Below are 19,559 nucleotides of genomic sequence, written 5' to 3' on the forward strand. Positions count from 1 at the left end.
GATTTTTTTATTTTTCTTAAAAAAGAACTTTTTAGTAAGAAGCGTCTTTGATACGAGCTTTTTTACCACGTAATGCTCTGAAGTAGAAGATACGAGCTCTACGAACTTTACCTCTTTTATTAACTTCAATTTTTTGGATAGCTGGCATGTTAGTTGGGAAGATACGCTCTACACCTACATCACCAGACATTTTACGAATTGTAAAAGTCTCAGTTGTTCCTTGACCTCTTCTTTGGATAACTACACCTTTGAAGAACTGAACACGAGTTTTACCACCCTCTGTAATTTCTTGATAAACTGTAATAGTATCACCTGCTGCGAAAGCTGGGTACTCTTTTTTTGCTACGTATTTTTCTTGTACGTATTTTACTAAATCTTGCATTGTAAAAATTCAAATTTATTATAATTGAGCAACATACACGTCTTTCGCCAGAGGTTAGTCAATATGGGTGCAAAATTAATTAATTTTATTAATTAAACAAAATCATTCGATGAATTATCTAAGCTATTTTCATAAACTTTTACTGCTAACTCATAATCTTCTGCTCTAACCTGTAATCTAATACCTTGAGAAAAAGTTGGTCCAATTGTATATGAAAGATTTGAATCTAGAACATCACTTCTAATTCCTTCCGATTCTAACAATAATTGCACAATTTCAGCTTCAATTACTGTATTAAATTTGGCTAATATTTTAAATGTTCCCATTCTTAACATGTTTTATTATAGATTGATTTTCAGCAAGACTATTATTCGAATCAAATCCATTGATATTTGAAAGTATAAGTTTCATAGCTGCTAAGCGAGCTTCTTTTTTATCATCAGTTTTTACTTCAAACCAAGGATTTAACTTAGGTGAAGTTTCTAAAAATAAATGATTTATATACTTGGTATACATATTCCATTTTTCCTGAGCTTGCTGATCTAAAATTCCTAACTTCCATTGCTTCAATGAATCATTTTTCCTTTCGGCTAAACGTTCTGCTTGTTCTTGTTTAGAAATTGATAAATAAATTTTTATGATCTCTATTCCATCTTCTTTCAATAACTTTTCCACATCATTTACTTGATGTAAAAATTTATGATATTCTTCGTCGGTACAAAATCCAAAAACAGGTTCTACGACTGCTCTATTATACCAACTACGATCAAAAAAAACGATTTCACCTTCATTAGGTAAATGTTTTAAATATCTTTGAAAATACCATTGCCCATTTTCACTATCATTGGGTTTTGGTAATGATATAACTTTGTATTTTTTAGGATTTAGATTTTGTACAATTCTAGAAATTGTTCCTCCTTTTCCTGCCGCGTCTCTACCTTCAAAAATAATTAATACCCTCTTCTTTTGATCTATAATATACGATTGTAAACGTACTAGTTCTAATTGTAAATAGGCAATTTCTTTTTCATAAGCGAGTTGCTTTCTAAATTTTTTTTCTTTTATAATATCATGATCTACTAAAAAATCTATAATCTCTTGTTTATTACTTATTTTTTCTAAATCATTTAAATCAAATTCGCTCATACTTCCAAGTAGTTTAAATTTCTTTCTAATTTAAAACTTTCTAACTTAAAATGATTTAACTTTAAAGAAGCTTTTTTATAAATGATTGTTAATTAGATGCACTTAATCATTTTTTAATGAGAAAATAGCTTCTAATTTTGTATAAATATTAAATCGTTATATCCATGAAATCAGTTCAATTATTTACTGTTACAGCATTATCTTTATTTTTTGTTACTTCTTGTACATCAAAGTCAAAAGAAACAGAACAAGAATTTGATGTGGAAGTTAATCATACCACGACTGAAACAAATGCTATGCCCGCAGGTAGAACCTTAGATGTAGAAGTTGTAAATGAATTAGATCCTATTTGTGGAATGACAACTGCCGAACACTTAAAGGACACAGCAAATTACCAAGGTAAAACATATGGTTTTTGTAATACGATGTGTAAGGAAGAATTTTTGAAAAATCCTGAAAAACATATACATGAATAAACAATTGATTGGAGTTATTACGATTGTAGCTCTTGTTATTGGATTTTTTTATTGGAATAAATCTAAATCTGGAAATGATTTAATTAAAGTAATGGCCGTTCCTGAGTTTGAAATGACCAATCAGTACAATGAAAAAATTTCTAATCGTGATATGCTAGGAAAAGTATATTTAGTTGAGTTTTTTTTCACAAGTTGTCCTACAATTTGCCCGGTAATGAAACAAAATCTTCGGTTAATAGAAGATAAAATCAATAACCCAAAATTTGGAATTATTTCTATAACTATTGATCCTAAAAGAGATACTCCTGAAAGATTATTAAGTCATTATAAACAAATACAAGCTAAATCGCCTAATTGGTATATGTTAACTGAAGACAGAGATTACATCCAATCGATTAGTGAAAAGTTTAACATTTATATTGGCGATGCAAAAGATGAAGGAAAAAGCTTAGATCATAGTGGCCAATTTGCATTAGTTGATAAAGAAGGAAGAATACGCTCTCGTGTAAATGGGCATGGAATTCCTAAATTATATTATTCTGGTTTAAATTATACAGATTCCGCAGGAACTAAACCTTCTTTGAATGGTACTTTTCATCCAGATGTAGAAATGGCTATTGAGGATATACAGAAACTTTTAAATGAATAAAAAAAGACACTTAAAATTTTAAGTGTCTTTTTTTATTTTATTTAGTCTTGTTCAGTCCAAATTAATCTATTTAGATCATAACCTGCTTCATTAGCTTTCGCTACAAATTTATCTTTTACATTTTGAGGAATAGTTTTATTACGAGAAAGAATCCATATGTAATCTTTATTTTCTCCAAAGACTAGAACATTTTCATAATCTGGTTCCATTGCAACAACGTTATATCCTCCATAGAAAGGCCCAAAGAATGAAACTTTTAAAGCAGCTTCACTTTCATTTCCATTAAATTTAGCTTTACCTTCAGACTGTTCCCATTCATTTTTCACATAGTTATATCCTTTATTTACTACTTTAATAGAACCATCATCATTTAAAGTATAAGTTGCCGTAACATTTTTTAAATCTTTTTCATGTTTAAAGTCGAAACGAGCGATTTCATACCATTGTCCTGCGTAAGATTTTATATCAAAATTCTTTACAACATTAATGTCATTAGGAACTTTTACACTGCACGAATTCATAATACAAACAGCTCCTACAGCCAAAAGACCAAGAACTAATATTTTAGTTTTTTTCATAATAAATAGGTTTTAGTTTAAAATAAGCAATTATTATTCCTTTAATAAAAAAACCTCTAATTAAGATTAGAGGTTTTAAAAATTATTAATGTGATAATTGATGCGTCAAATGTGCTTTATAAAGCTTTTTGTAATTTTCTACACGTTCTAAAGAGCCATTTTTCTCTAAATCATAAAAGTGCATTCCCTCTAATTTTGTTAAACCTAAGAAATCATTCATACGGTGAAATCCAAATAAAACTCCCTCATCAACTGAAGTTTGATTAAAAAATTCTCCTTCTAATGTAAATGCTTCTTCTGGTGCATTCCATGTAGAAGTAACCAAATATTTTTTTCCATGCATTAACCCCCCAGTTCCATAATTAATAGAAGGATTTACTCGCGATCTCCCGTCACTTGCGTACATTCCATTGTTATGTCCTACAGTAAAAACTTCATCAATGTATAATTTTAAACGATTTGGAACTTGAAACCACCATATTGGCGTATGATAAATAATAATATCCGCCCACTTATAATTTTCAACTTCTTGCGTAGTATCAAATTCGTCGTTTATATCAGTAAATCTTATATTAAAACCTAATTCAGTTATTACTTCTTTTGTCCAATTGGTTAGTGATTCATTAAACTTCCCACCTGAATGGGCAAATTTTTGAGCACCATTTATTATAAATATATTTTTCATTCTTTTATTTAAAAGAACAAATTTAAGGCGTCTACTTTTATAATCTGATTCTATTAATTGAATGTACTATTAGAAAAAACTATTATTTAAGTTTCACTTTTAGAATTTCTCCATCTTGCTTTATTTCTACAAATAATTCTAACAACTCACTATCATTTTTTTGATAAGAATAAGGTGAATAATAATCTATTCTCCCATATCCATCGTATCCACTTCCGGTGTATTGATGACTGTTGTATGTTGTTACATAATCTAACACTCCAAACATGTAATATTTTCCTGGTTTCATATCCGGAAAAGTAAATTCTCCATCACTATTAGTAATAGCTTCAAGCCTATATCTATAAGCATCTCGTTCCATTTCTACAAACATATTTTTTTTGGGATTGTGCTTTGTTTTATCTTTATACAGTTTATAAAATTCTTGAAAATAAGGTGTAACAGGATATAAAGTTATTTTCATTTGATTTGCATTTACTTTATTTCCTGTTTTCATGTTAAAATTTTTACTCTCTCTTGCTCTTGTAAAAGCTACTCCTGTAATTTTACTTTTTCCAATGGCCAACATATTTTTAGCCACAACAGAATCAAATTTACTTTTAGGTAGAGTAATTATTTCTGATTGTTTCTTTTTTTCAGCTTCTTTCACTGATTTCTCAGGCTCAATATATTGTGCATTCATCCAATAACTAAAGCCAAATAAGAAGATAAGTAGTAATATTTTTTTCATAAGTCTAAAAATTAAGGTATTACTAATTTAATGATTTATACTATTTATTTTACTGATTTTAAAATATTTAACATATTATTATATAGGATTTTGTAATATAAATTCATTCTACTTTTTTAATGATTCAAAATTTGAATTACATCATTATCTTTGCAAAATGTCAAGAAAAGAGAAACAAAAAATCATTTTAAATAATATTGAGGTTTTACGTGCTGGTGCAAAAGGTGTATCCGTTGGTAAAACAGAAGAAGGTAAAACAGTTTTAATCAAAGGAGCAATTCCTGGTGATGTTGTAGATGTACACGTATTAAAAAAGAAAAGTAGCTATCTACAAGGACAAGTTGTAGCTTTCCATAAAGAATCTCCATTTCGCGTAGGTCCAAAATGTGAACACTTTGGTGTTTGCGGAGGTTGTAAATGGCAAGATATGAGTTATGATGCTCAATTAAAATTCAAACATGAAGAAGTTGTAAATAACATTGTTCGCATAGGAGGATTTAAAGATTTAGATGCTGAAATTGATTACATCGTAGGTTCTGAAAAACAATATAATTATAGAAATAAATTAGAATTTACATTTTCTAATGCACGTTGGTTAACTTTAGAAGAGATTAATTCTGGTAAAGAATTTAATGATCGTGATGTTGTTGGTTTCCATATTCCAGGTGCATGGTCTAAGGTTTTAGATGTAAAAGAATGTCACTTACAACCAGATCCATCTAATGCTATTCGTAATGAGGCAAAACGTTTTGCTTTAGAACATAATTTAGATTTCTTTGATTTATACAATCAAGAAGGATTATTACGTACATTAATGATTCGTACTTCTCAAAATGGTGAAGTTATGGTTCTTGTACAATTCTTCCGCGAAGAAAAAGAAAATAGAGAAGCCTTTTTACAAAACTTAAAGGATAAATTCCCTCAAATTACTTCATTATTATACGCTATTAATCCAAAACAAAATGATTCTGTTTACGATTTAGATATTGAAGTATTCTCTGGTAATGATCATATTATGGAACAAATGGAAGATTTAAATTTCAAAATTGGTCCAAAATCTTTTTACCAAACTAATCCTGAGCAAGCGTATGAATTATATAAATTAACACGTGATTTTGCTGGATTAACAGGAGAAGAATTAGTATATGATTTATACACAGGTACAGGTACAATTGCTCAATTCGTATCTAAAAAAGCTAAAAAAGTAGTTGGTGTAGAATCTGTTCCAGAAGCTATTGCTGCTGCTAAAGCTGCTGCAGAAAGTAATGGGATTACAAACTGTGATTTTTACTGTGGAGATATGAAAGATGTGTTAAACCAAGAGTTTATTGAACAACATGGTATTCCTGATGTAATTATTACTGATCCTCCACGTGACGGAATGCACAAAAAAGTTGTAGAAAATATTTTATTTATGAATCCTAAACGCATTGTTTATGTATCTTGTAACTCAGCAACACAAGCACGTGATTTAGAATTAATGAAAGAACAGTACAAAATAATCAAAGTACAGCCCGTAGATATGTTCCCACAAACACATCATGTGGAAAATATTGTACTTTTAGAAAGAATTTAATTAGATTTAAAATAATAGATGAATCGTAATTTTATAAAAAATAGCGTAATTATCGCACTATTTTCAGCACTCGCAACTTTAACAAGTTGCGAGCCTGATGATATTTGCCTTGCAGAAGAAGCTCCATTTATCACCGTACAAATGCGTTACTCTGATTCTACTACAGAATTAGAGGATACTATTTTTTATGAAGCTTACATTAATGATACGTTAAAGATTGGAGATGGAAATATTCTAAATAAATCTACCTTCAACTTACCTATTCAAACTACTGACAAGAAAGCAATCAAATATATTTTAAGACAAGGTACTACCTACTCTGAAAGTATTATAACTGATGGTGATACCATAAAAGTAGTAAGAACAGCTCCCGAAGATATATTGTATGTAACATATGATATTGATAATAAATATAATTCGAAAGCTTGTGGTTTTGGATTATATTTTAAGGATACCAAATTTGACATTAAAACTAATAATTGGATCAAAGATTCTGAATCTGTAAATACAACAATAGACAATGCAACATCAACTAATCTTATCATTTATTCTCAGCCTCGTATTTACTAATTTTTCATTTGCTCAGAACGATACTGTCAAAAATGTAAATGATACAATTACTCCTATTAAAAATCCTAGGCATTTGTATATTGGAGTAGATTTAGCATTACCTGCTCAGGCATTGTTTACGGATAAACAAGGTGCACAAGCCTTTATAAGCTATCAAATAAAGCCTAAATGGCATGCTATTGTAGAGGTAGGTTATGAAAAAAACATTTACAATGAAACAAGTTGGAATGTTGATGTAGACGGAATTTTTGCGAAAATTGGAGCTAATTGGTTTATCACTCAAGAAGCTCAAAATCCTGCGAATGGATTTTATGTCGGTGGAAGATTAGTATATTCATCTTACAATCAAAAAATAAATTCATATCCTATTCGAGACATCTATTCTAATGAAATAGTTGGGGAAGGAAGCAAAGAAAAAGCTAGTGTCAACTCTTATTGGGCAGAAGTAGTTGTTGGAGGAAGAGTTGAATTATATAAAAAATTATATGCAGATTTTTCTATACATCCATCCGTCAATTTAGGTGGGAAGAAACAAGAAAATATAACACCTTTAGTAATACCAGGTTACGGAAGAAATAATGGACCTTTTAATTTACCTATTTTCTGGGGAATATCTTATCAATTATTTTAAACCAAAATATACATCATAAAAAAAGAGTTGAAGTAAATACTTCAACTCTTTTTTTGTTATAAAACTTATCATAAGCTTTATAACACCCATTTACGAAGTGTATAAAAAAGGAAAACCCTTACTTACGTAAGAGTTTTACCTTAACCAACCTAAACCTATGAAAAAGCCATTAGCCTTTTATGTGGACAAATGTAATATTGTTTTTATAAAAAACAAACTATATTTATTTTTATTTAAAAAATATTTTTAAATGGTTAATTATCAGAATAGTTCTTCTTAACATTTAAATTCTATGGTTAATTTAAATAATATAATAATTTTATGTATATTTGCACCTCGTAAAAATAAGTATTAATCATAATAAAGTAGTTTAAATGACACATTACGAAACTGTTTTCATTTTAACTCCCGTTCTATCTGACTCACAGGTAGAGGAAGCAGTTAAAAAATTCAACGATGTATTAACTTCAAACGGAGCGGAAATCGTTGCAACTGAGAATTGGGGCTTAAAAAAATTAGCTTACCCAATCCAAAATAAGAGAAATGGATTTTACCACTTAGTAGAATTCAAAACTGAAAATACTGAATTAGTATCTCAGTTAGAGGTTGCTTACAAGCGTGATGAGCGTGTTATCCGTTTCTTAACTGTGAAATTAGAAAAACACGGTATTGAATGGGCTGAAACTCGTAGAACAAAATTAAAGTCTAACTCTAACAAGTAATCCAAGCTATGGCAATCGACGATTTAGCAAAAAAAGCAGCAGGAGGTAGCGAATCAGAAATCCGCTATTTATCTCCATTAGATATTGAAACTCAATCTAACAAAAGATTTTGTCGTTTCAAAAAATTCGGAATCAAATACGTTGACTATAAAGACGCTGATTTCTTATTACAATTCGTAAACGAGCAAGGTAAAATTTTACCTCGTCGTTACACAGGAACTTCTTTAAAATACCAAAGAAAAGTTTCTAAAGCTATTAAAAGAGCACGTCACTTAGCATTAATGCCTTTTATTGGTGACCAATTAAAATAATATAAACCTAAAATAAAATTTATCATGAACGTAATTTTAAGACAAGATGTAGATGGTTTAGGTTTTGAATTTGAAATTGTTTCAGTAAAACCTGGATACGCTCGTAACTTTTTAATTCCTCGTGGTTTAGTATCTGTTGCTACTCCAAAAAACGTTGCTGAATTAAATGAAATATTAGAAACTCGTAAAGCTGAAGAGGCTTCATTAATCGCTGACGCTACAACTAAATCTGCTAAGTTAGAAAACTTAGTTGTTAAGTTAGAAGCTAAAGTTGGTAACGGAGACAAATTATTTGGTTCTGTTAACAATGCCGACTTAGCTGAAGCTTTAGTTAAAGCTGGTGTTGAGATCGAGAAGAAAAATATCAAAATCCCAGGAAACACTATCAAACGTTTAGGAAAATATACTGCTAAAGTACGTTTCCACAGAACTGTTGAAGTTGATTTCGATTTTGAAGTTGTGCCTAATGCAGAATCTATTAAAGCAGCTGAAGAAGCAGCTAAAACTAGAGCTGAAATGGCTAAATTAGATGCTCAAAAAGCAGCTAGAGCTAATACTGAAGAGGGTTCTTTCTTCAACTATGATAATCCTATCTATGCAAACGATAAGAAAAAAGAAGTTAAAGAAGAAGAAGTTTCTACAGAAACAGCTACTGAAGAATAATTATATTTTTCTATATAACTTAAAGCCTCGTTCAATGAACGAGGCTTTTTTTATGAATTAGATGTTTATAATTAACTAGATAAAAAAAACTGATTAATTACTTAATCAGTTTAATGTATTATATTATATAATTTTAAAATAGCTTTATTTTAAAGTCTTTTTATAATTATTTTCAACTTCTTTCCAATCTAATACTTCAAAGAAAGCATCGATATAATCAGCTCTTAAATTCTTATATTTTAAATAGTATGCATGTTCCCAAACATCAATACCCAAAATAGGTGTTCCTTGCACTTCTGCGATCGACATTAAAGGATTGTCCTGATTTGCTGTAGATGTAACCGCTAAAGTACCGTCAGATTTTACAATTAACCAAGCCCAACCAGATCCAAATCTTTTAGTAGCTGCCTCTTTTAATTGTGCCTTAAGCTCATCTATAGAACCAAAAGTTTCATTAATTTTTCCTAGTAATGCACTTTTATCATCTAACTGAACGGGATTTGGAGACATTATATCAAAATAAAGCATATGATTGTAATATCCACCTGCGTTATTACGAATTGCATTATTAGCCATAGCTTCTGGATTTTTCAATAATTTATCAATTGAATTTTCAGAATTATTAGCTTCTTTTAATGCGATGTTTAAATTATTAATGTATCCTAAATAATGTTTAGAATAGTGAGTTTCCATCGTTTTCGCATCAACATATTGTGAAAGTTCATCATATCCATACTTCAATGTTTTGATTTGATAAATTCCTGGATCCGCTTTAACATCTGTTGGACTTCCTAATTTTTCTTCTACAGCAATCGTGTCTATAGCTATACTATCAGTTACAGTATTTGTATCTGTGGTAGTGTTTTGCTTCGGATCACATGAATAAAATGCGAATGAACCAGCTAAAATTGCGGCTAAATATATGTGCTTTTTCATTGGATGATTATTGTACTATTTATTATAGCTAAAATATAGTAATTAAGTTTGATTTAAAGAAATATAAACATCAATTTTTTGTTAAATATGTAGCTAATAGCTACATATTTAGATTATCCTTTTTTATAATTTACAACTGCTTCTATAAACGCTTGTGCATTTTCTACTGGTACATTAGGTAATATTCCATGACCTAAATTTGCAATATACTTCGTTGTTCCGAAACCGTCGATCATCTCTTTAACCATTGATTGAATTTTTTCTGGTGGAGATAATAAACGAGATGGATCAAAGTTTCCTTGCAACGTTTTCTTATTTCCTGTAAATTGACGCGCTAATTGTGGTGTAATTGTCCAATCAACTCCTAAACCAGAAGCTTTAGAGTCTGCCATTTTTTCTAAGGCAAACCAACATCCTTTTGCAAAAACAGTAACTGGTACTACTTTAGCTAACTCATCAACAATTCTTTCTATATATTTCCAAGAGAATTCGTCATAATCTGCTGGTGATAACATACCACCCCAAGAATCAAAAATCTGAATTACATTAGCTCCGTGTTCAACTTTCTTTAATAAATAATCTATTGTAGTTTGTGTAATCTTTTCTAACAACATATGAGCTGCGATCGGATTTTGAAAACAAAAAGATTTTGCTTTATCAAAAGATTTAGATCCTTGTCCCTCTACAGCATAACATAAAATTGTCCAAGGTGAACCTGCAAAACCGATTAAGGGAATACTATCATTTAATTCCTTTTTTGTTAAATCCATTGCTGCATATACGTATCCTAATTCTTCTTCTACGTCTACTACAGGAATTTTCTCAACATCCTGAAGAGTACGGATAGGATTTTCTAACCATGGACCAACACCTGGTCTCATTTCGAAATTCATTCCCATTGCTTGAGGAACAACTAAAATATCAGAAAATAAAATAGCTGCATCTAATGGAAAACGACGAATTGGCTGTACAGTAATTTCTGCTGCTAATTCTGGAGTTTGGCAACGTGTAAAGAAATCATATTTATCTCTTAATTGGATAAATTCTGGTAAATATCTACCTGCTTGGCGCATCATCCATACTGGTGGACGCTCTAACTCTTCTCCTCGTAATGCTTTTAAAAGCAAATCATTTTTTATCATTAATGCAATGTTTTATATTGTTAACTACAACATCCAATAAAGGTACTGTTGCAGTGATTATCTTGTGAGATGGATATGTTGTTTTTACTTCTGAGGTTGTGGTATTACCCACTGTAAAAATAGTTGAATTTTTTGGTATCGAATTCATTTTCATAAAAGTTTGAAATGATAATGGACTAAAAAAAACATAAGCATCATATTCATTTTCAACTTTATATTCTATAGGAAAGGATTGGTATGTAATTATTTCATTTACGTTATTATTATACTTCGTAAGTTCATCAACCAATAAATTCCTCCTTGTATTCCCGCAGAAAAAATTCCAATTATAATCAAAATTACCATGCAATATTTGATAGGCCAATTCTTCTGCATAATCCGTTTCAATCTCTACCTTAAAATTTAATTCTCTTATTTTTTGAGCAGTTTTTTTTCCTACTACAAAAAAATGACCATCCAAAGATAAACTTTGAATGGCTTTTACTGAGTTTTGACTCGTAATAATATATTGTTTACAATCTGCATTTACTTGCTGAATAATATTTTCTCTAGGAGAATATTCGAATTTTAAAGTAGGTCTAGTATCAATTAAGATTTCGTTACCTAATTGACCTCTTAACCATTCTTTATCAATTTCTTTTGTAAATAATACGGATTGGATCATTAACGTTGTCCTATTTCTTGTTTTATTTTTGTTATCATTTCAGCAGCTCCTTTTGCAATTAATTCATTTGCAAAATCCTTACCTTTATTTAAATATTCACTTTTAAAGAATTCTGATTCTACTGTAAGCATTTCTTGACCATCAATAGATAAAACTGCACCTTTAAAAGTATATAAATCTTTATCTTTCTTCTCTACTAAAGCTCCAATAGGCGCAGTACATCCTCCTTCTAATGTATTTAAGAATTGACGCTCAACTGTAGCAAAAAGTTCACATTCTTCATCATTTAAATTAGGCAATTCAAAACCCTCTTTAGCAACGATTCCTAAAATTCCTTGTGAAGGGGCTGCAACCATCCAGTCAATAACTTTATAATGAAGACCTTTTTCTTGAAGTTCTTGTAAAATTTCAGCACGATCTAAACCTGCAAATGCAAATACTGCTCCATCCCAATTATTGTCTAATAATTTTTGTAAACGTAACTGTACATTTCCTCGTAAATCTACAACAGTATCATCAGGAAATTTATGATTCCAAAATGCTTTACGGCGCAAAGATCCCGTTGCAATAGTACGATGTGATTTCTCAAAAATATCTTCAGATTTATAAACCAATATGTCGTTAGAATTAGCTCGCTCAGGAAAAGCGATTAACTCTAATCCTTCTGGTAAAATAGTAGGTACATCTTTTAAGGAATGAACTGCAATATCAACCTTATCATTTAATAATGCTATATCTAGAGATCTAGTAAAAACTCCTGTTAATCCTAATGAATAAATAGGTTGTTTTAAATTATCATCACCTTCAGAAGTTACAGGAACAATTTCAGTAGCACATCCTTTTGCTTCTAATAACGAAGCTACTTTATTGGCTTGCCAAAGTGCTAAAGGACTTTGACGAGTTCCAATTTTTATCGTTTTCATCTTGTGTTAAGCTTGTTTTAAATGAAACATTTTCTCGATTAAATCGATTGTTTCTTCAGATTGATCATGATTTTCAATTAAGAAAGAAGCAAATTGATTGGTAATTTTTTGTACCAATTTATTTGTTAGCATAATTTCTTTTTCAGAAACTTCTAAATTATCTTTTCTTAATTTATTCATCTCATGTTGTTGTAAGAATTCTAATCTACTTTTAAAAGATTGAATAGCAGGTACAAACTCTCGGTTTTCTAACCAATCATAAAAATCTTGTGAATATTCATTAATTATGGCAACTGCTTGCGGAACAGCATTACGACGCTGAGCAATTGTATCATCCACCATTTTTGATAATCCATCAACGTTTACTAATTGTATCAACTCTCGCGATGCTAATGTGTGTACAACATTTTCTGGTACCGACATATCAATTATAGTCATTGATTTATCGTAAGGAATCATTTCCTCTGTTATGGTATGTGTTGACGATCCTGTTGCAACAATTAATATATCTGTATTTTTTAATTCTTCTTGAAGTTCTGAATGATCTTTTACTTTAACATCATCGTGCTTTAAAGCTACAGCTTCTGCTTTTTCTTTTGTACGATTTATTAGAGTAATATTGGTATTAGGATAATGCTTTACCAAATTGGCACAAGTATTACGCCCAATTTTACCTAATCCGTATAACAATATATTTTTATTCTCTAAATCTGGCTGTGTTTGTTGAATAAAATTTACTGCTGAATAGGCAACTGAAGCAGAACCATTACTTAAAAAAGTTTCATTCTTTACACGTTTAGAAATTTGAATAGCAGTATTTACTAAACGTTCAAGGAACGCATTAGAAGCTCCCATACTTTTAAAACGCGCAAACCAAATTTTGATTTGACCAATAATATCAAAATCCCCAAGAATTTGACTTTCTAAACCTGATGAAACTCTGAACAAATGATGTATAGCATCTTGCCCTTCTTTTACCATCATAAATTGACGAAATTCATCTGCATTTCCTTCTGTATACTTACAGTATTGTTCTATCATTTGGTCTGCATTATCCGCAAAACCATAAAACTCTGTACGATTACAAGTGGATACTACAAAGAAATTCTCAAGACCTTGTGCTTGTGAATCCTTTGTAAATGCCTCTACATCTTCTGGAAAAAACGTAAATTTACCACGTATAATAGCATCAGCTTTTTCATAGCTAATTCCTATAACGTAAAATTTTTGCTCCTCTTTATTTCCTCTAATTGTCATAGCCTCTAAAAACTGATACAAAAATACTCTTTTATTAAGCGCATAAAATACCTTAAAACAATAAAAGTATCGCTAAAAGTTAAATTAAGCTTTTTTAGAATTATTATAAATTAATATGTAAATTTGCTATAAATCCATCATTAAGAGTGAATTTGAATAATTAAATTCATTTTTCATGACTAATCTCATTAAATGATATTTAGATGAAAAATACCCCTAAAAGTATAATCAAAGAATATAAGGTATCAGAAGACGTATATATAGCCGTATTAGATAATACAACTCCCTCTACTGAGACAATTTTAAAAGGAATTGATAAACGATATATACAATTTTATTTTTGTACAAAAGGTTCACTTACATTTAATTTTAATAATGGTATTTATAAAATAAATTTAGTTGAAAATCGTAGTTTTTTATTTTATTATCCTTCATTAGATTTACCCTTAAGCCTAAATATTCATGCAGATAGCAAAGTTTTTATAGTTGTATTGTCGTTAGAGAAATTATTTCATTTGTTTACAGAATATGGCATACAAGATGATTTTATTTCAAATATTAATTTAAATAAATTTTATCAAGAAAAAATTTTCACACCACAAATCGCCTTACTTTTAAGTCAAATAGAAGAAAATAAACTGGCTCCTCAATTTGAGAAGTTATATTTAATCGCTAAAATGTACGAGCTTTTTACACTTTATTTTTCTAATCCTACCTTAGAGGAAACAGAACAAAATCCATTTATTTCTAATACCATACAAGCCAAAAAACTGAAACAGATAAAAAATATGTTGATGGAAAATTTAACAAATCCTCCAACTATTAAAGAAATATGTAATGATTATTCAATCTCAGAATATTTATTAAAAGATGGCTTTAAAAAAATCTATAATAATACAGTCTACGGATTTATCTTAGAGAAAAAATTAGAGATTGCAAAAAATAAATTAGAAGAAGGATCATTAAAAGTAAAAGATATTGCTTTTGAAATTGGGTATGAAAATCCATCACATTTCATATCTGCATTTAAAAAGAAATATGGAATTACCCCAAAACAATTCACGAAGACTTTAGAATAAAAATTAAGATATTTTCATTTATGGATAAATAACATAAATTTAAGTACTTAAATACCATCTTAATAACAATATAAATACTTAGTTTTGGCGCATTATTAAATGTACTATGAAAAAACTTTTATTTTTATTATTACCCTTTACAGGTTTTGCTCAAATTCCGGCATATTATGATGGTATAGATTTTAAAGTCAGTAAAGATGACTTACGAGCTGATTTGAGCGATTTAGTTACTGCAACTCACACCAAACAGTTAGTATATACACCTGGTGTTTGGGAAACTTTATTACAAGCGGATCTAGACCCTACAGATGATTCTAAGGTATTATTAATCTATGGTTATGATGATAATTTAGAAGATAAATTTCACCGTACACGTGATAAAAATAAAAGAAATACAGGTTGTTCTGCAGGGAATTGTACAGGACTGTGGGAAAGAGAACATGTATTTCCTAAATCTCTTGCAATACCTGTCTTAGACACTGACAAACCTGGTACAGGAACAGATGCACATAATCTTAGAGCCGTTGACAGACAAATGAATAGCTCTCGTAGTAACAAACCATTTACAGAGGGTAATGGTAACGCGAAAACAGTTAATTCAAATTTTTATCCAGGAGATGAATGGATTGGTGATGTAGCTCGTATTTTAATGTATATGTATATCAGATATGAAACACAATGTAATGCAAATGCTGTAGTGAAAGGTTCTACTAATATTGCTGATGTTAATATGCCTGATTTATTATTAAAATGGAATGCGATAGATCCACCAAGTGAATATGAAATAGTAAGAAACGAAGTCATTTCTCTTCAACAAGGTAATCGCAATCCTTTTATTGATAATCCTTACTTAGCGACATTAACTTGGGGTGGTACAGAAGCACAAAATAACTGGATAGAGCTATCAAATATAAATTACACGCAAGAAGATATTAATATAGAGGTATTTCCTAATCCTACTTCTGATATTGTTAATATTGAAGCTAAATCTTTTAAATCTGCAAAACTCTATACTATTGAAGGGATAATATTACAATCTGATTTAAAAAATAAATTCAGCATTTCCCAATATCCTGCAGGCATCTATATTTTAACTATACAATTAGAAAATGGAAAAATTGTAACTAAAAAAATAGTGAAAAAATAATTATATAAGTGAACAATATTAATTTACTCGCTATATCAAAATACGAATCAAAAAAAGGTAAACCTAGGTTTACCTTTTTTTGATTCGTATTTAATCTAATAAATTAATTTTTAATCAATGATAAAGATTCCGTAGTTCCATCTACGTTAAAGACACGAATGATATATTTACCTTTTTTTAAGGTCTGTATATTTAATTTAAAATTTGTAGATTGATCAACCTTCTTATTAATTACTTCGTTACCAATAATAGAATACACGGCAATATAGGCAACTTTATTTGGTTGCTGAAACTTAACACTGACTTGACTTGAAGCCGGATTTGGGTATACAGAAGTATTTGATTGTTCCATGTTGTAACCTACACTCTGTTGTGCTTGTACATTAGAAAATGCAAATATTGTTAATGATAAAAATAGTAAAATGTGTTTCATATGCTTGTAATCCTAACAAATATAGAGCTTTATATTTATTAAACAAATACAAAGCTTATACCAAATAAAAAAAGTGATGCTAAATTAGCATCACTTTATGAAAATTTATAATAAATTATAAATTCTGTTTATTATAAGCTGTAACGGATATATCCTGTAACAGTTAAGTCAGCATCAATTGCTTTTACAACATCTTTTACAGAAGTTTTACCATCTTTGATAGAAGCTTGGTGAACTAAAGTATTTTCTTTAAAGAATTTTTGTAATTTTCCTTGAGCGATGTTTTCGATCATGTTTTCTGGTTTACCTTCTGCAACTAAAGTTTCTCTAGCGATAGATAATTCAGTATCAATAACAGATTGTTCAACAGAAGTTTCATCTAATGCTACTGGATTCATAGCAGCTACTTGCATAGCGATATCTCTTGCTACAGCAGATGCACCATCTACATTAGCAGATAATGAAACAACCGCACCAATTTTGTTACCAGCGTGGATGTAAGCGTTAACTAAAGCAGCTTCAATAACTTGGAAAGTTCCGATTTCAATTTTCTCTCCAATAACTCCTGTTTGCTCGATTAATTTCTCACCTACAGTAATTCCTGAGTATGGTAAAGCTAATAATTCTTCTTTAGTAGAAACAGTTAAAGCTAAATCAGCAATTTCATTAGCCATTGCTACGAAAGCATCATTTTTAGCTACGAAATCAGTCTCACAGTTTAATGCGATAATGATTCCTTTTGTTTGGTCAGCATTAACTTTAGCGATAACTGCACCTTCAGTAGAATCACGATCAGCTCTTTTAGCTGCAACTTTTTGACCTTGTTTACGTAATACCTCTACTGCTTTATCAAAATCTCCTGCAGCTTCTTCTAAAGCTTTTTTAGAGTCCATCATTCCCGCACCAGTTGCGTTTCTTAATTTACTTACCTCAGCGGCTGTTGCTTTGTAGCTCATAGTAATATATTTTATTATTTTTTACTTAAAAATTGAAACAAAAGTAGCTCATACAAAAAAGATTGTAGGAGCTACGATTTATATTATATCGATGAATTGATCATCAAGTTAATGTTAAGCTTCTTGAGTTTCAGCTCCTTCTTCTTTAACTTCTTTTGCTTTTTCTTTCTCAGCTTTACGAGTTGATAAACCAGCTTTGATTGAATCTGCTACAGTAGTTAAGATGATATCAATAGATTTAGAAGCATCATCATTTGCAGGGATTGGGAAATCTACTTGACGTGGGTCAGTATTTGTATCAACCATTGCAAAGATTGGAATACCTAATTTTTGAGCTTCAGCTACAGCGATGTGCTCACGTACGATATCAACAATAAATACTGCAGATGGTAAACGTGTCATATCAGCGATAGAACCTAAGTTTTTCTCTAAAGATAACCTTTGACGATCAACTTGTAATCTTTCTTTTTTAGATAGTGTCTCAAAAGTACCGTCTTTTTTCATACGATCAATTGAGTTCATTTTTTTAACTGCTTTACGGATAGTAACAAAGTTAGTTAACATTCCACCAGGCCAACGTTCTGTGATGTAAGGCATGTTAATTTCTTCAGCATGCTTTGCAACAACATCTTTTGCTTGTTTTTTAGTCGCTACGAAAAGAACTTTACGTCCTGAAGCAGCAATTTTACCTAAAGCATCAGATGCCTCATCTAATTTCACAGCAGTTTTGTGAAGGTCGATGATGTGGATTCCGTTTTTCTCCATAAAAATATAAGGAGCCATAGCCGGATTCCATTTTCTTGTTAAGTGACCAAAATGCACACCTGCATTTAATAAGTCCTTTACATTTACTTTTGCCATTTTCTTTTTTTTAGTTTACGTTCCGTTATCTCAACAAGCAACAGAGAAGTGGTCGAATAAATCTTGCCTTATCTGTTTAGATGCTAAACCAACGGAAAATGGATTTTTTAATAAATTGAAATAATTAACGTTTAGAGAATTGGAATTTCTTACGTGCTTTCTTCTGACCGAATTTCTTACGTTCAACCATTCTTGGATCACGAGTTAATAACCCTTCTGGTTTTAACGTTAAACGGAAATCTGCATCAATTTCGCATAAAGCTCTAGAAATAGCTAAACGGATTGCTTCAGCTTGACCTGTAATTCCACCTCCAAATACTTTAACATCTACATTGTATTTGTCTTTTGTACCTGTTAAGATAAAAGCTTGCTCAACTTTGTATTGTAATACTGCAGTTGGGAAGTAGTTTGCTAACTCGCGTCCGTTGATGAAGATCTCTCCATTCCCTTCTTGTAAGTAAATTCGTGCTACAGAAGTTTTTCTACGTCCGATTTTATGAACTATTGCCATAGAATTAATTATAAATATTCGTTAATATCGATTTGTTTTGGTTGTTGAGCCTCGTGATTGTGCTCTGTACCTACAAATACGTGTAAATTAGTTAATAACTTGTTACCTAATTTGTTTTTTGGTAACATCCCTTTAACTGACTTCTCAATTAAACGTGCAGGATCTTTAGCAAAAACTTCTTTTGCAGTTAAAGATCTTTGACCTCCTGGGTAACCTGTGTGACGGATGTATAATTTCTCATCCCACTTGTTTCCTGTTAATTGAATTTTTTCAGCATTAATAACGATTACATACTCTCCACAATCTGCGTGAGGAGTAAAGTTCGTTTTATGCTTTCCTCTAATAAGCTTCGCAACACCTGACGCTAAACGTCCTAATGATAGGTTAGAAGCGTCCACTACTACCCATTCTTTCTGAGCAGTCTCTTTGTTGGCTGATGTAGTTTTGTAACTTAACGTGTCCACTATCTTGATTTTTAATATTTTATAAATTACCGACTATCCGATCGGGGGTGCAAATGTAAGAAATACA

The 19,559-nt window shown here is 30.3% G+C and carries 26 protein-coding genes; 10 read left to right on the plus strand and 16 right to left on the minus strand.

Features of this window, described 5'->3' with window-relative positions:
• Positions 1–31: 31 nt before the first annotated feature.
• From rplS to ppk2, 3 genes are all read right to left on the minus strand, one after another.
• On the minus strand, positions 32–382 hold the full coding sequence (gene rplS, locus IM532_RS03105) for a 50S ribosomal protein L19 (protein ID WP_194181989.1): 351 nt from the start codon (positions 380–382) through the stop codon (positions 32–34).
• 92 nt (positions 383–474) lie between these two features.
• On the minus strand, positions 475–708 hold the full coding sequence (locus IM532_RS03110) for a putative signal transducing protein (RefSeq protein ID WP_194181990.1): 234 nt from the start codon (positions 706–708) through the stop codon (positions 475–477).
• The gene (gene ppk2, locus IM532_RS03115) at positions 695–1,528 is read right to left on the minus strand and encodes a polyphosphate kinase 2 (protein ID WP_194181991.1); all 834 of its coding nucleotides are present in this window, start codon (positions 1,526–1,528) and stop codon (positions 695–697) included. Before ppk2 ends, IM532_RS03110 begins: the two co-directional genes overlap by 14 nt.
• Positions 1,529–1,692: 164 nt before the next feature.
• On the opposite strand from ppk2, the gene IM532_RS03120 reads away from it, so the two are divergent.
• Together IM532_RS03120 and IM532_RS03125 are read left to right on the plus strand one after the other, a co-directional pair.
• Positions 1,693–2,004: a YHS domain-containing protein gene (locus IM532_RS03120; RefSeq protein WP_194181992.1), complete on the plus strand. Its 312-nt coding sequence runs from the start codon at positions 1,693–1,695 to the stop codon at positions 2,002–2,004.
• Positions 1,997–2,653, plus strand: a complete 657-nt coding sequence (locus tag IM532_RS03125) for an SCO family protein (protein ID WP_194181993.1) — start codon at positions 1,997–1,999, stop codon at positions 2,651–2,653. Before IM532_RS03120 ends, IM532_RS03125 begins: the two co-directional genes overlap by 8 nt.
• 41 nt (positions 2,654–2,694) lie before the next feature.
• Here IM532_RS03125 and IM532_RS03130 read toward each other — a convergent pair whose 3' ends face one another.
• The 3 genes from IM532_RS03130 to IM532_RS03140 form a co-directional block, all read right to left on the minus strand.
• Positions 2,695–3,231 carry a lipocalin family protein gene (locus IM532_RS03130; RefSeq protein ID WP_194181994.1) on the minus strand — a complete coding sequence of 179 codons (537 nt, stop codon included), beginning with the start codon at positions 3,229–3,231 and terminating at the stop codon, positions 2,695–2,697.
• Positions 3,232–3,316: 85 nt separating this feature from the next.
• A complete protein-coding gene (locus tag IM532_RS03135; protein ID WP_194181995.1) occupies positions 3,317–3,916 on the minus strand; it encodes an NAD(P)H-dependent oxidoreductase in 600 nt (199 codons plus the stop codon).
• A gap of 82 nt (positions 3,917–3,998) precedes the next feature.
• Positions 3,999–4,646: a peptidase associated/transthyretin-like domain-containing protein gene (locus IM532_RS03140; protein ID WP_194181996.1), complete on the minus strand. Its 648-nt coding sequence runs from the start codon at positions 4,644–4,646 to the stop codon at positions 3,999–4,001.
• 157 nt (positions 4,647–4,803) lie between these two features.
• Here IM532_RS03140 and rlmD point away from each other — a divergent pair, with 157 nt between their 5' ends.
• The 6 genes from rlmD (at position 4,804) to rplI (ending at position 9,119) form a co-directional block, all read left to right on the plus strand.
• A complete protein-coding gene (rlmD, locus tag IM532_RS03145) occupies positions 4,804–6,222 on the plus strand; it encodes a 23S rRNA (uracil(1939)-C(5))-methyltransferase RlmD (protein ID WP_194181997.1) in 1,419 nt (472 codons plus the stop codon).
• A gap of 18 nt (positions 6,223–6,240) precedes the next feature.
• Positions 6,241–6,792 carry a DUF6452 family protein gene (locus IM532_RS03150; protein WP_194181998.1) on the plus strand — a complete coding sequence of 184 codons (552 nt, stop codon included), beginning with the start codon at positions 6,241–6,243 and terminating at the stop codon, positions 6,790–6,792.
• Positions 6,743–7,423 (plus strand): DUF6048 family protein, encoded by a 681-nt coding sequence (locus IM532_RS03155; RefSeq protein WP_194181999.1) that lies wholly within the window; start codon positions 6,743–6,745, stop codon positions 7,421–7,423. The genes IM532_RS03150 and IM532_RS03155 overlap by 50 nt, the downstream gene beginning before the upstream one ends.
• A 374-nt stretch (positions 7,424–7,797) precedes the next feature.
• Entirely contained in the window at positions 7,798–8,145 is a 348-nt protein-coding gene (gene rpsF / locus IM532_RS03160; protein ID WP_194182000.1) for a 30S ribosomal protein S6, read from the plus strand.
• 8 nt (positions 8,146–8,153) lie between these two features.
• A complete protein-coding gene (gene rpsR, locus IM532_RS03165) occupies positions 8,154–8,456 on the plus strand; it encodes a 30S ribosomal protein S18 (protein ID WP_194182001.1) in 303 nt (100 codons plus the stop codon).
• Between the two features lie 24 nt (positions 8,457–8,480).
• The gene (gene rplI, locus IM532_RS03170) at positions 8,481–9,119 is read left to right on the plus strand and encodes a 50S ribosomal protein L9 (protein WP_194182002.1); all 639 of its coding nucleotides are present in this window, start codon (positions 8,481–8,483) and stop codon (positions 9,117–9,119) included.
• A gap of 144 nt (positions 9,120–9,263) precedes the next feature.
• On the opposite strand, the gene IM532_RS03175 is transcribed toward rplI, so the two are convergent.
• From IM532_RS03175 to hemA, 5 genes are all read right to left on the minus strand, one after another.
• Complete coding sequence (locus tag IM532_RS03175; RefSeq protein WP_194182003.1) at positions 9,264–10,055, minus strand: superoxide dismutase; 792 nt, start codon at positions 10,053–10,055, stop codon at positions 9,264–9,266.
• A gap of 113 nt (positions 10,056–10,168) precedes the next feature.
• A complete protein-coding gene (gene hemE / locus IM532_RS03180; RefSeq protein ID WP_194182004.1) occupies positions 10,169–11,197 on the minus strand; it encodes a uroporphyrinogen decarboxylase in 1,029 nt (342 codons plus the stop codon).
• Entirely contained in the window at positions 11,184–11,861 is a 678-nt protein-coding gene (locus IM532_RS03185) for a uroporphyrinogen-III synthase (RefSeq protein ID WP_194182005.1), read from the minus strand. Before IM532_RS03185 ends, hemE begins: the two co-directional genes overlap by 14 nt.
• The gene (gene hemC / locus IM532_RS03190; RefSeq protein ID WP_194182006.1) at positions 11,861–12,784 is read right to left on the minus strand and encodes a hydroxymethylbilane synthase; all 924 of its coding nucleotides are present in this window, start codon (positions 12,782–12,784) and stop codon (positions 11,861–11,863) included. Before hemC ends, IM532_RS03185 begins: the two co-directional genes overlap by 1 nt.
• Before the next feature lie 6 nt (positions 12,785–12,790).
• Complete coding sequence (gene hemA / locus IM532_RS03195; protein ID WP_228063641.1) at positions 12,791–14,062, minus strand: glutamyl-tRNA reductase; 1,272 nt, start codon at positions 14,060–14,062, stop codon at positions 12,791–12,793.
• Between the two features lie 182 nt (positions 14,063–14,244).
• On the opposite strand from hemA, the gene IM532_RS03200 reads away from it, so the two are divergent.
• Positions 14,245–15,120: a helix-turn-helix transcriptional regulator gene (locus tag IM532_RS03200; protein ID WP_194182007.1), complete on the plus strand. Its 876-nt coding sequence runs from the start codon at positions 14,245–14,247 to the stop codon at positions 15,118–15,120.
• Positions 15,121–15,226: 106 nt separating this feature from the next.
• A complete protein-coding gene (locus IM532_RS03205) occupies positions 15,227–16,267 on the plus strand; it encodes an endonuclease (protein WP_194182008.1) in 1,041 nt (346 codons plus the stop codon).
• Between the two features lie 103 nt (positions 16,268–16,370).
• Here IM532_RS03205 and IM532_RS03210 read toward each other — a convergent pair whose 3' ends face one another.
• The 5 genes from IM532_RS03210 to rplM all read right to left on the minus strand — a co-directional run bounded on the left by IM532_RS03210 (position 16,371) and on the right by rplM (position 19,492).
• Positions 16,371–16,700 (minus strand): T9SS type A sorting domain-containing protein, encoded by a 330-nt coding sequence (locus tag IM532_RS03210; protein WP_194182009.1) that lies wholly within the window; start codon positions 16,698–16,700, stop codon positions 16,371–16,373.
• A 131-nt stretch (positions 16,701–16,831) separates the two neighbouring features.
• Positions 16,832–17,656, minus strand: a complete 825-nt coding sequence (gene tsf / locus IM532_RS03215; RefSeq protein ID WP_194182010.1) for a translation elongation factor Ts — start codon at positions 17,654–17,656, stop codon at positions 16,832–16,834.
• A gap of 114 nt (positions 17,657–17,770) precedes the next feature.
• Positions 17,771–18,517, minus strand: coding sequence for a 30S ribosomal protein S2 (gene rpsB, locus IM532_RS03220; protein ID WP_194182011.1), 747 nt, complete (start codon positions 18,515–18,517; stop codon positions 17,771–17,773).
• A gap of 124 nt (positions 18,518–18,641) precedes the next feature.
• On the minus strand, positions 18,642–19,028 hold the full coding sequence (gene rpsI, locus IM532_RS03225; RefSeq protein WP_194182012.1) for a 30S ribosomal protein S9: 387 nt from the start codon (positions 19,026–19,028) through the stop codon (positions 18,642–18,644).
• Positions 19,029–19,036: 8 nt separating this feature from the next.
• On the minus strand, positions 19,037–19,492 hold the full coding sequence (rplM, locus tag IM532_RS03230) for a 50S ribosomal protein L13 (RefSeq protein ID WP_194182013.1): 456 nt from the start codon (positions 19,490–19,492) through the stop codon (positions 19,037–19,039).
• Positions 19,493–19,559 lie beyond the last annotated feature (67 nt).

The sequence above is a fragment of the Faecalibacter rhinopitheci genome, from assembly GCF_015234135.1.
In the GTDB taxonomy this organism is placed as follows: Bacteria; Bacteroidota; Bacteroidia; order Flavobacteriales; family Weeksellaceae; genus Empedobacter; species Empedobacter rhinopitheci.

Bases quoted from the DNA above. Each gene is read 5' to 3' on its own strand.
- rplS (WP_194181989.1), bottom strand. From the start codon at position 382: ATGCAAGATTTAGTAAAATACGTACAAGAAAAATACGTAGCAAAAAAA.
- IM532_RS03110 (WP_194181990.1), bottom strand. From the start codon at position 708: ATGGGAACATTTAAAATATTAGCCAAATTTAATACAGTAATTGAAGCT.
- ppk2 (WP_194181991.1), bottom strand. From the start codon at position 1,528: ATGAGCGAATTTGATTTAAATGATTTAGAAAAAATAAGTAATAAACAA.
- IM532_RS03120 (WP_194181992.1), top strand. From the start codon at position 1,693: ATGAAATCAGTTCAATTATTTACTGTTACAGCATTATCTTTATTTTTT.
- IM532_RS03125 (WP_194181993.1), top strand. From the start codon at position 1,997: ATGAATAAACAATTGATTGGAGTTATTACGATTGTAGCTCTTGTTATT.
- IM532_RS03130 (WP_194181994.1), bottom strand. From the start codon at position 3,231: ATGAAAAAAACTAAAATATTAGTTCTTGGTCTTTTGGCTGTAGGAGCT.
- IM532_RS03135 (WP_194181995.1), bottom strand. From the start codon at position 3,916: ATGAAAAATATATTTATAATAAATGGTGCTCAAAAATTTGCCCATTCA.
- IM532_RS03140 (WP_194181996.1), bottom strand. From the start codon at position 4,646: ATGAAAAAAATATTACTACTTATCTTCTTATTTGGCTTTAGTTATTGG.
- rlmD (WP_194181997.1), top strand. From the start codon at position 4,804: ATGTCAAGAAAAGAGAAACAAAAAATCATTTTAAATAATATTGAGGTT.
- IM532_RS03150 (WP_194181998.1), top strand. From the start codon at position 6,241: ATGAATCGTAATTTTATAAAAAATAGCGTAATTATCGCACTATTTTCA.
- IM532_RS03155 (WP_194181999.1), top strand. From the start codon at position 6,743: ATGCAACATCAACTAATCTTATCATTTATTCTCAGCCTCGTATTTACT.
- rpsF (WP_194182000.1), top strand. From the start codon at position 7,798: ATGACACATTACGAAACTGTTTTCATTTTAACTCCCGTTCTATCTGAC.
- rpsR (WP_194182001.1), top strand. From the start codon at position 8,154: ATGGCAATCGACGATTTAGCAAAAAAAGCAGCAGGAGGTAGCGAATCA.
- rplI (WP_194182002.1), top strand. From the start codon at position 8,481: ATGAACGTAATTTTAAGACAAGATGTAGATGGTTTAGGTTTTGAATTT.
- IM532_RS03175 (WP_194182003.1), bottom strand. From the start codon at position 10,055: ATGAAAAAGCACATATATTTAGCCGCAATTTTAGCTGGTTCATTCGCA.
- hemE (WP_194182004.1), bottom strand. From the start codon at position 11,197: ATGATAAAAAATGATTTGCTTTTAAAAGCATTACGAGGAGAAGAGTTA.
- IM532_RS03185 (WP_194182005.1), bottom strand. From the start codon at position 11,861: ATGATCCAATCCGTATTATTTACAAAAGAAATTGATAAAGAATGGTTA.
- hemC (WP_194182006.1), bottom strand. From the start codon at position 12,784: ATGAAAACGATAAAAATTGGAACTCGTCAAAGTCCTTTAGCACTTTGG.
- IM532_RS03200 (WP_194182007.1), top strand. From the start codon at position 14,245: ATGAAAAATACCCCTAAAAGTATAATCAAAGAATATAAGGTATCAGAA.
- IM532_RS03205 (WP_194182008.1), top strand. From the start codon at position 15,227: ATGAAAAAACTTTTATTTTTATTATTACCCTTTACAGGTTTTGCTCAA.
- IM532_RS03210 (WP_194182009.1), bottom strand. From the start codon at position 16,700: ATGAAACACATTTTACTATTTTTATCATTAACAATATTTGCATTTTCT.
- tsf (WP_194182010.1), bottom strand. From the start codon at position 17,656: ATGAGCTACAAAGCAACAGCCGCTGAGGTAAGTAAATTAAGAAACGCA.
- rpsB (WP_194182011.1), bottom strand. From the start codon at position 18,517: ATGGCAAAAGTAAATGTAAAGGACTTATTAAATGCAGGTGTGCATTTT.
- rpsI (WP_194182012.1), bottom strand. From the start codon at position 19,028: ATGGCAATAGTTCATAAAATCGGACGTAGAAAAACTTCTGTAGCACGA.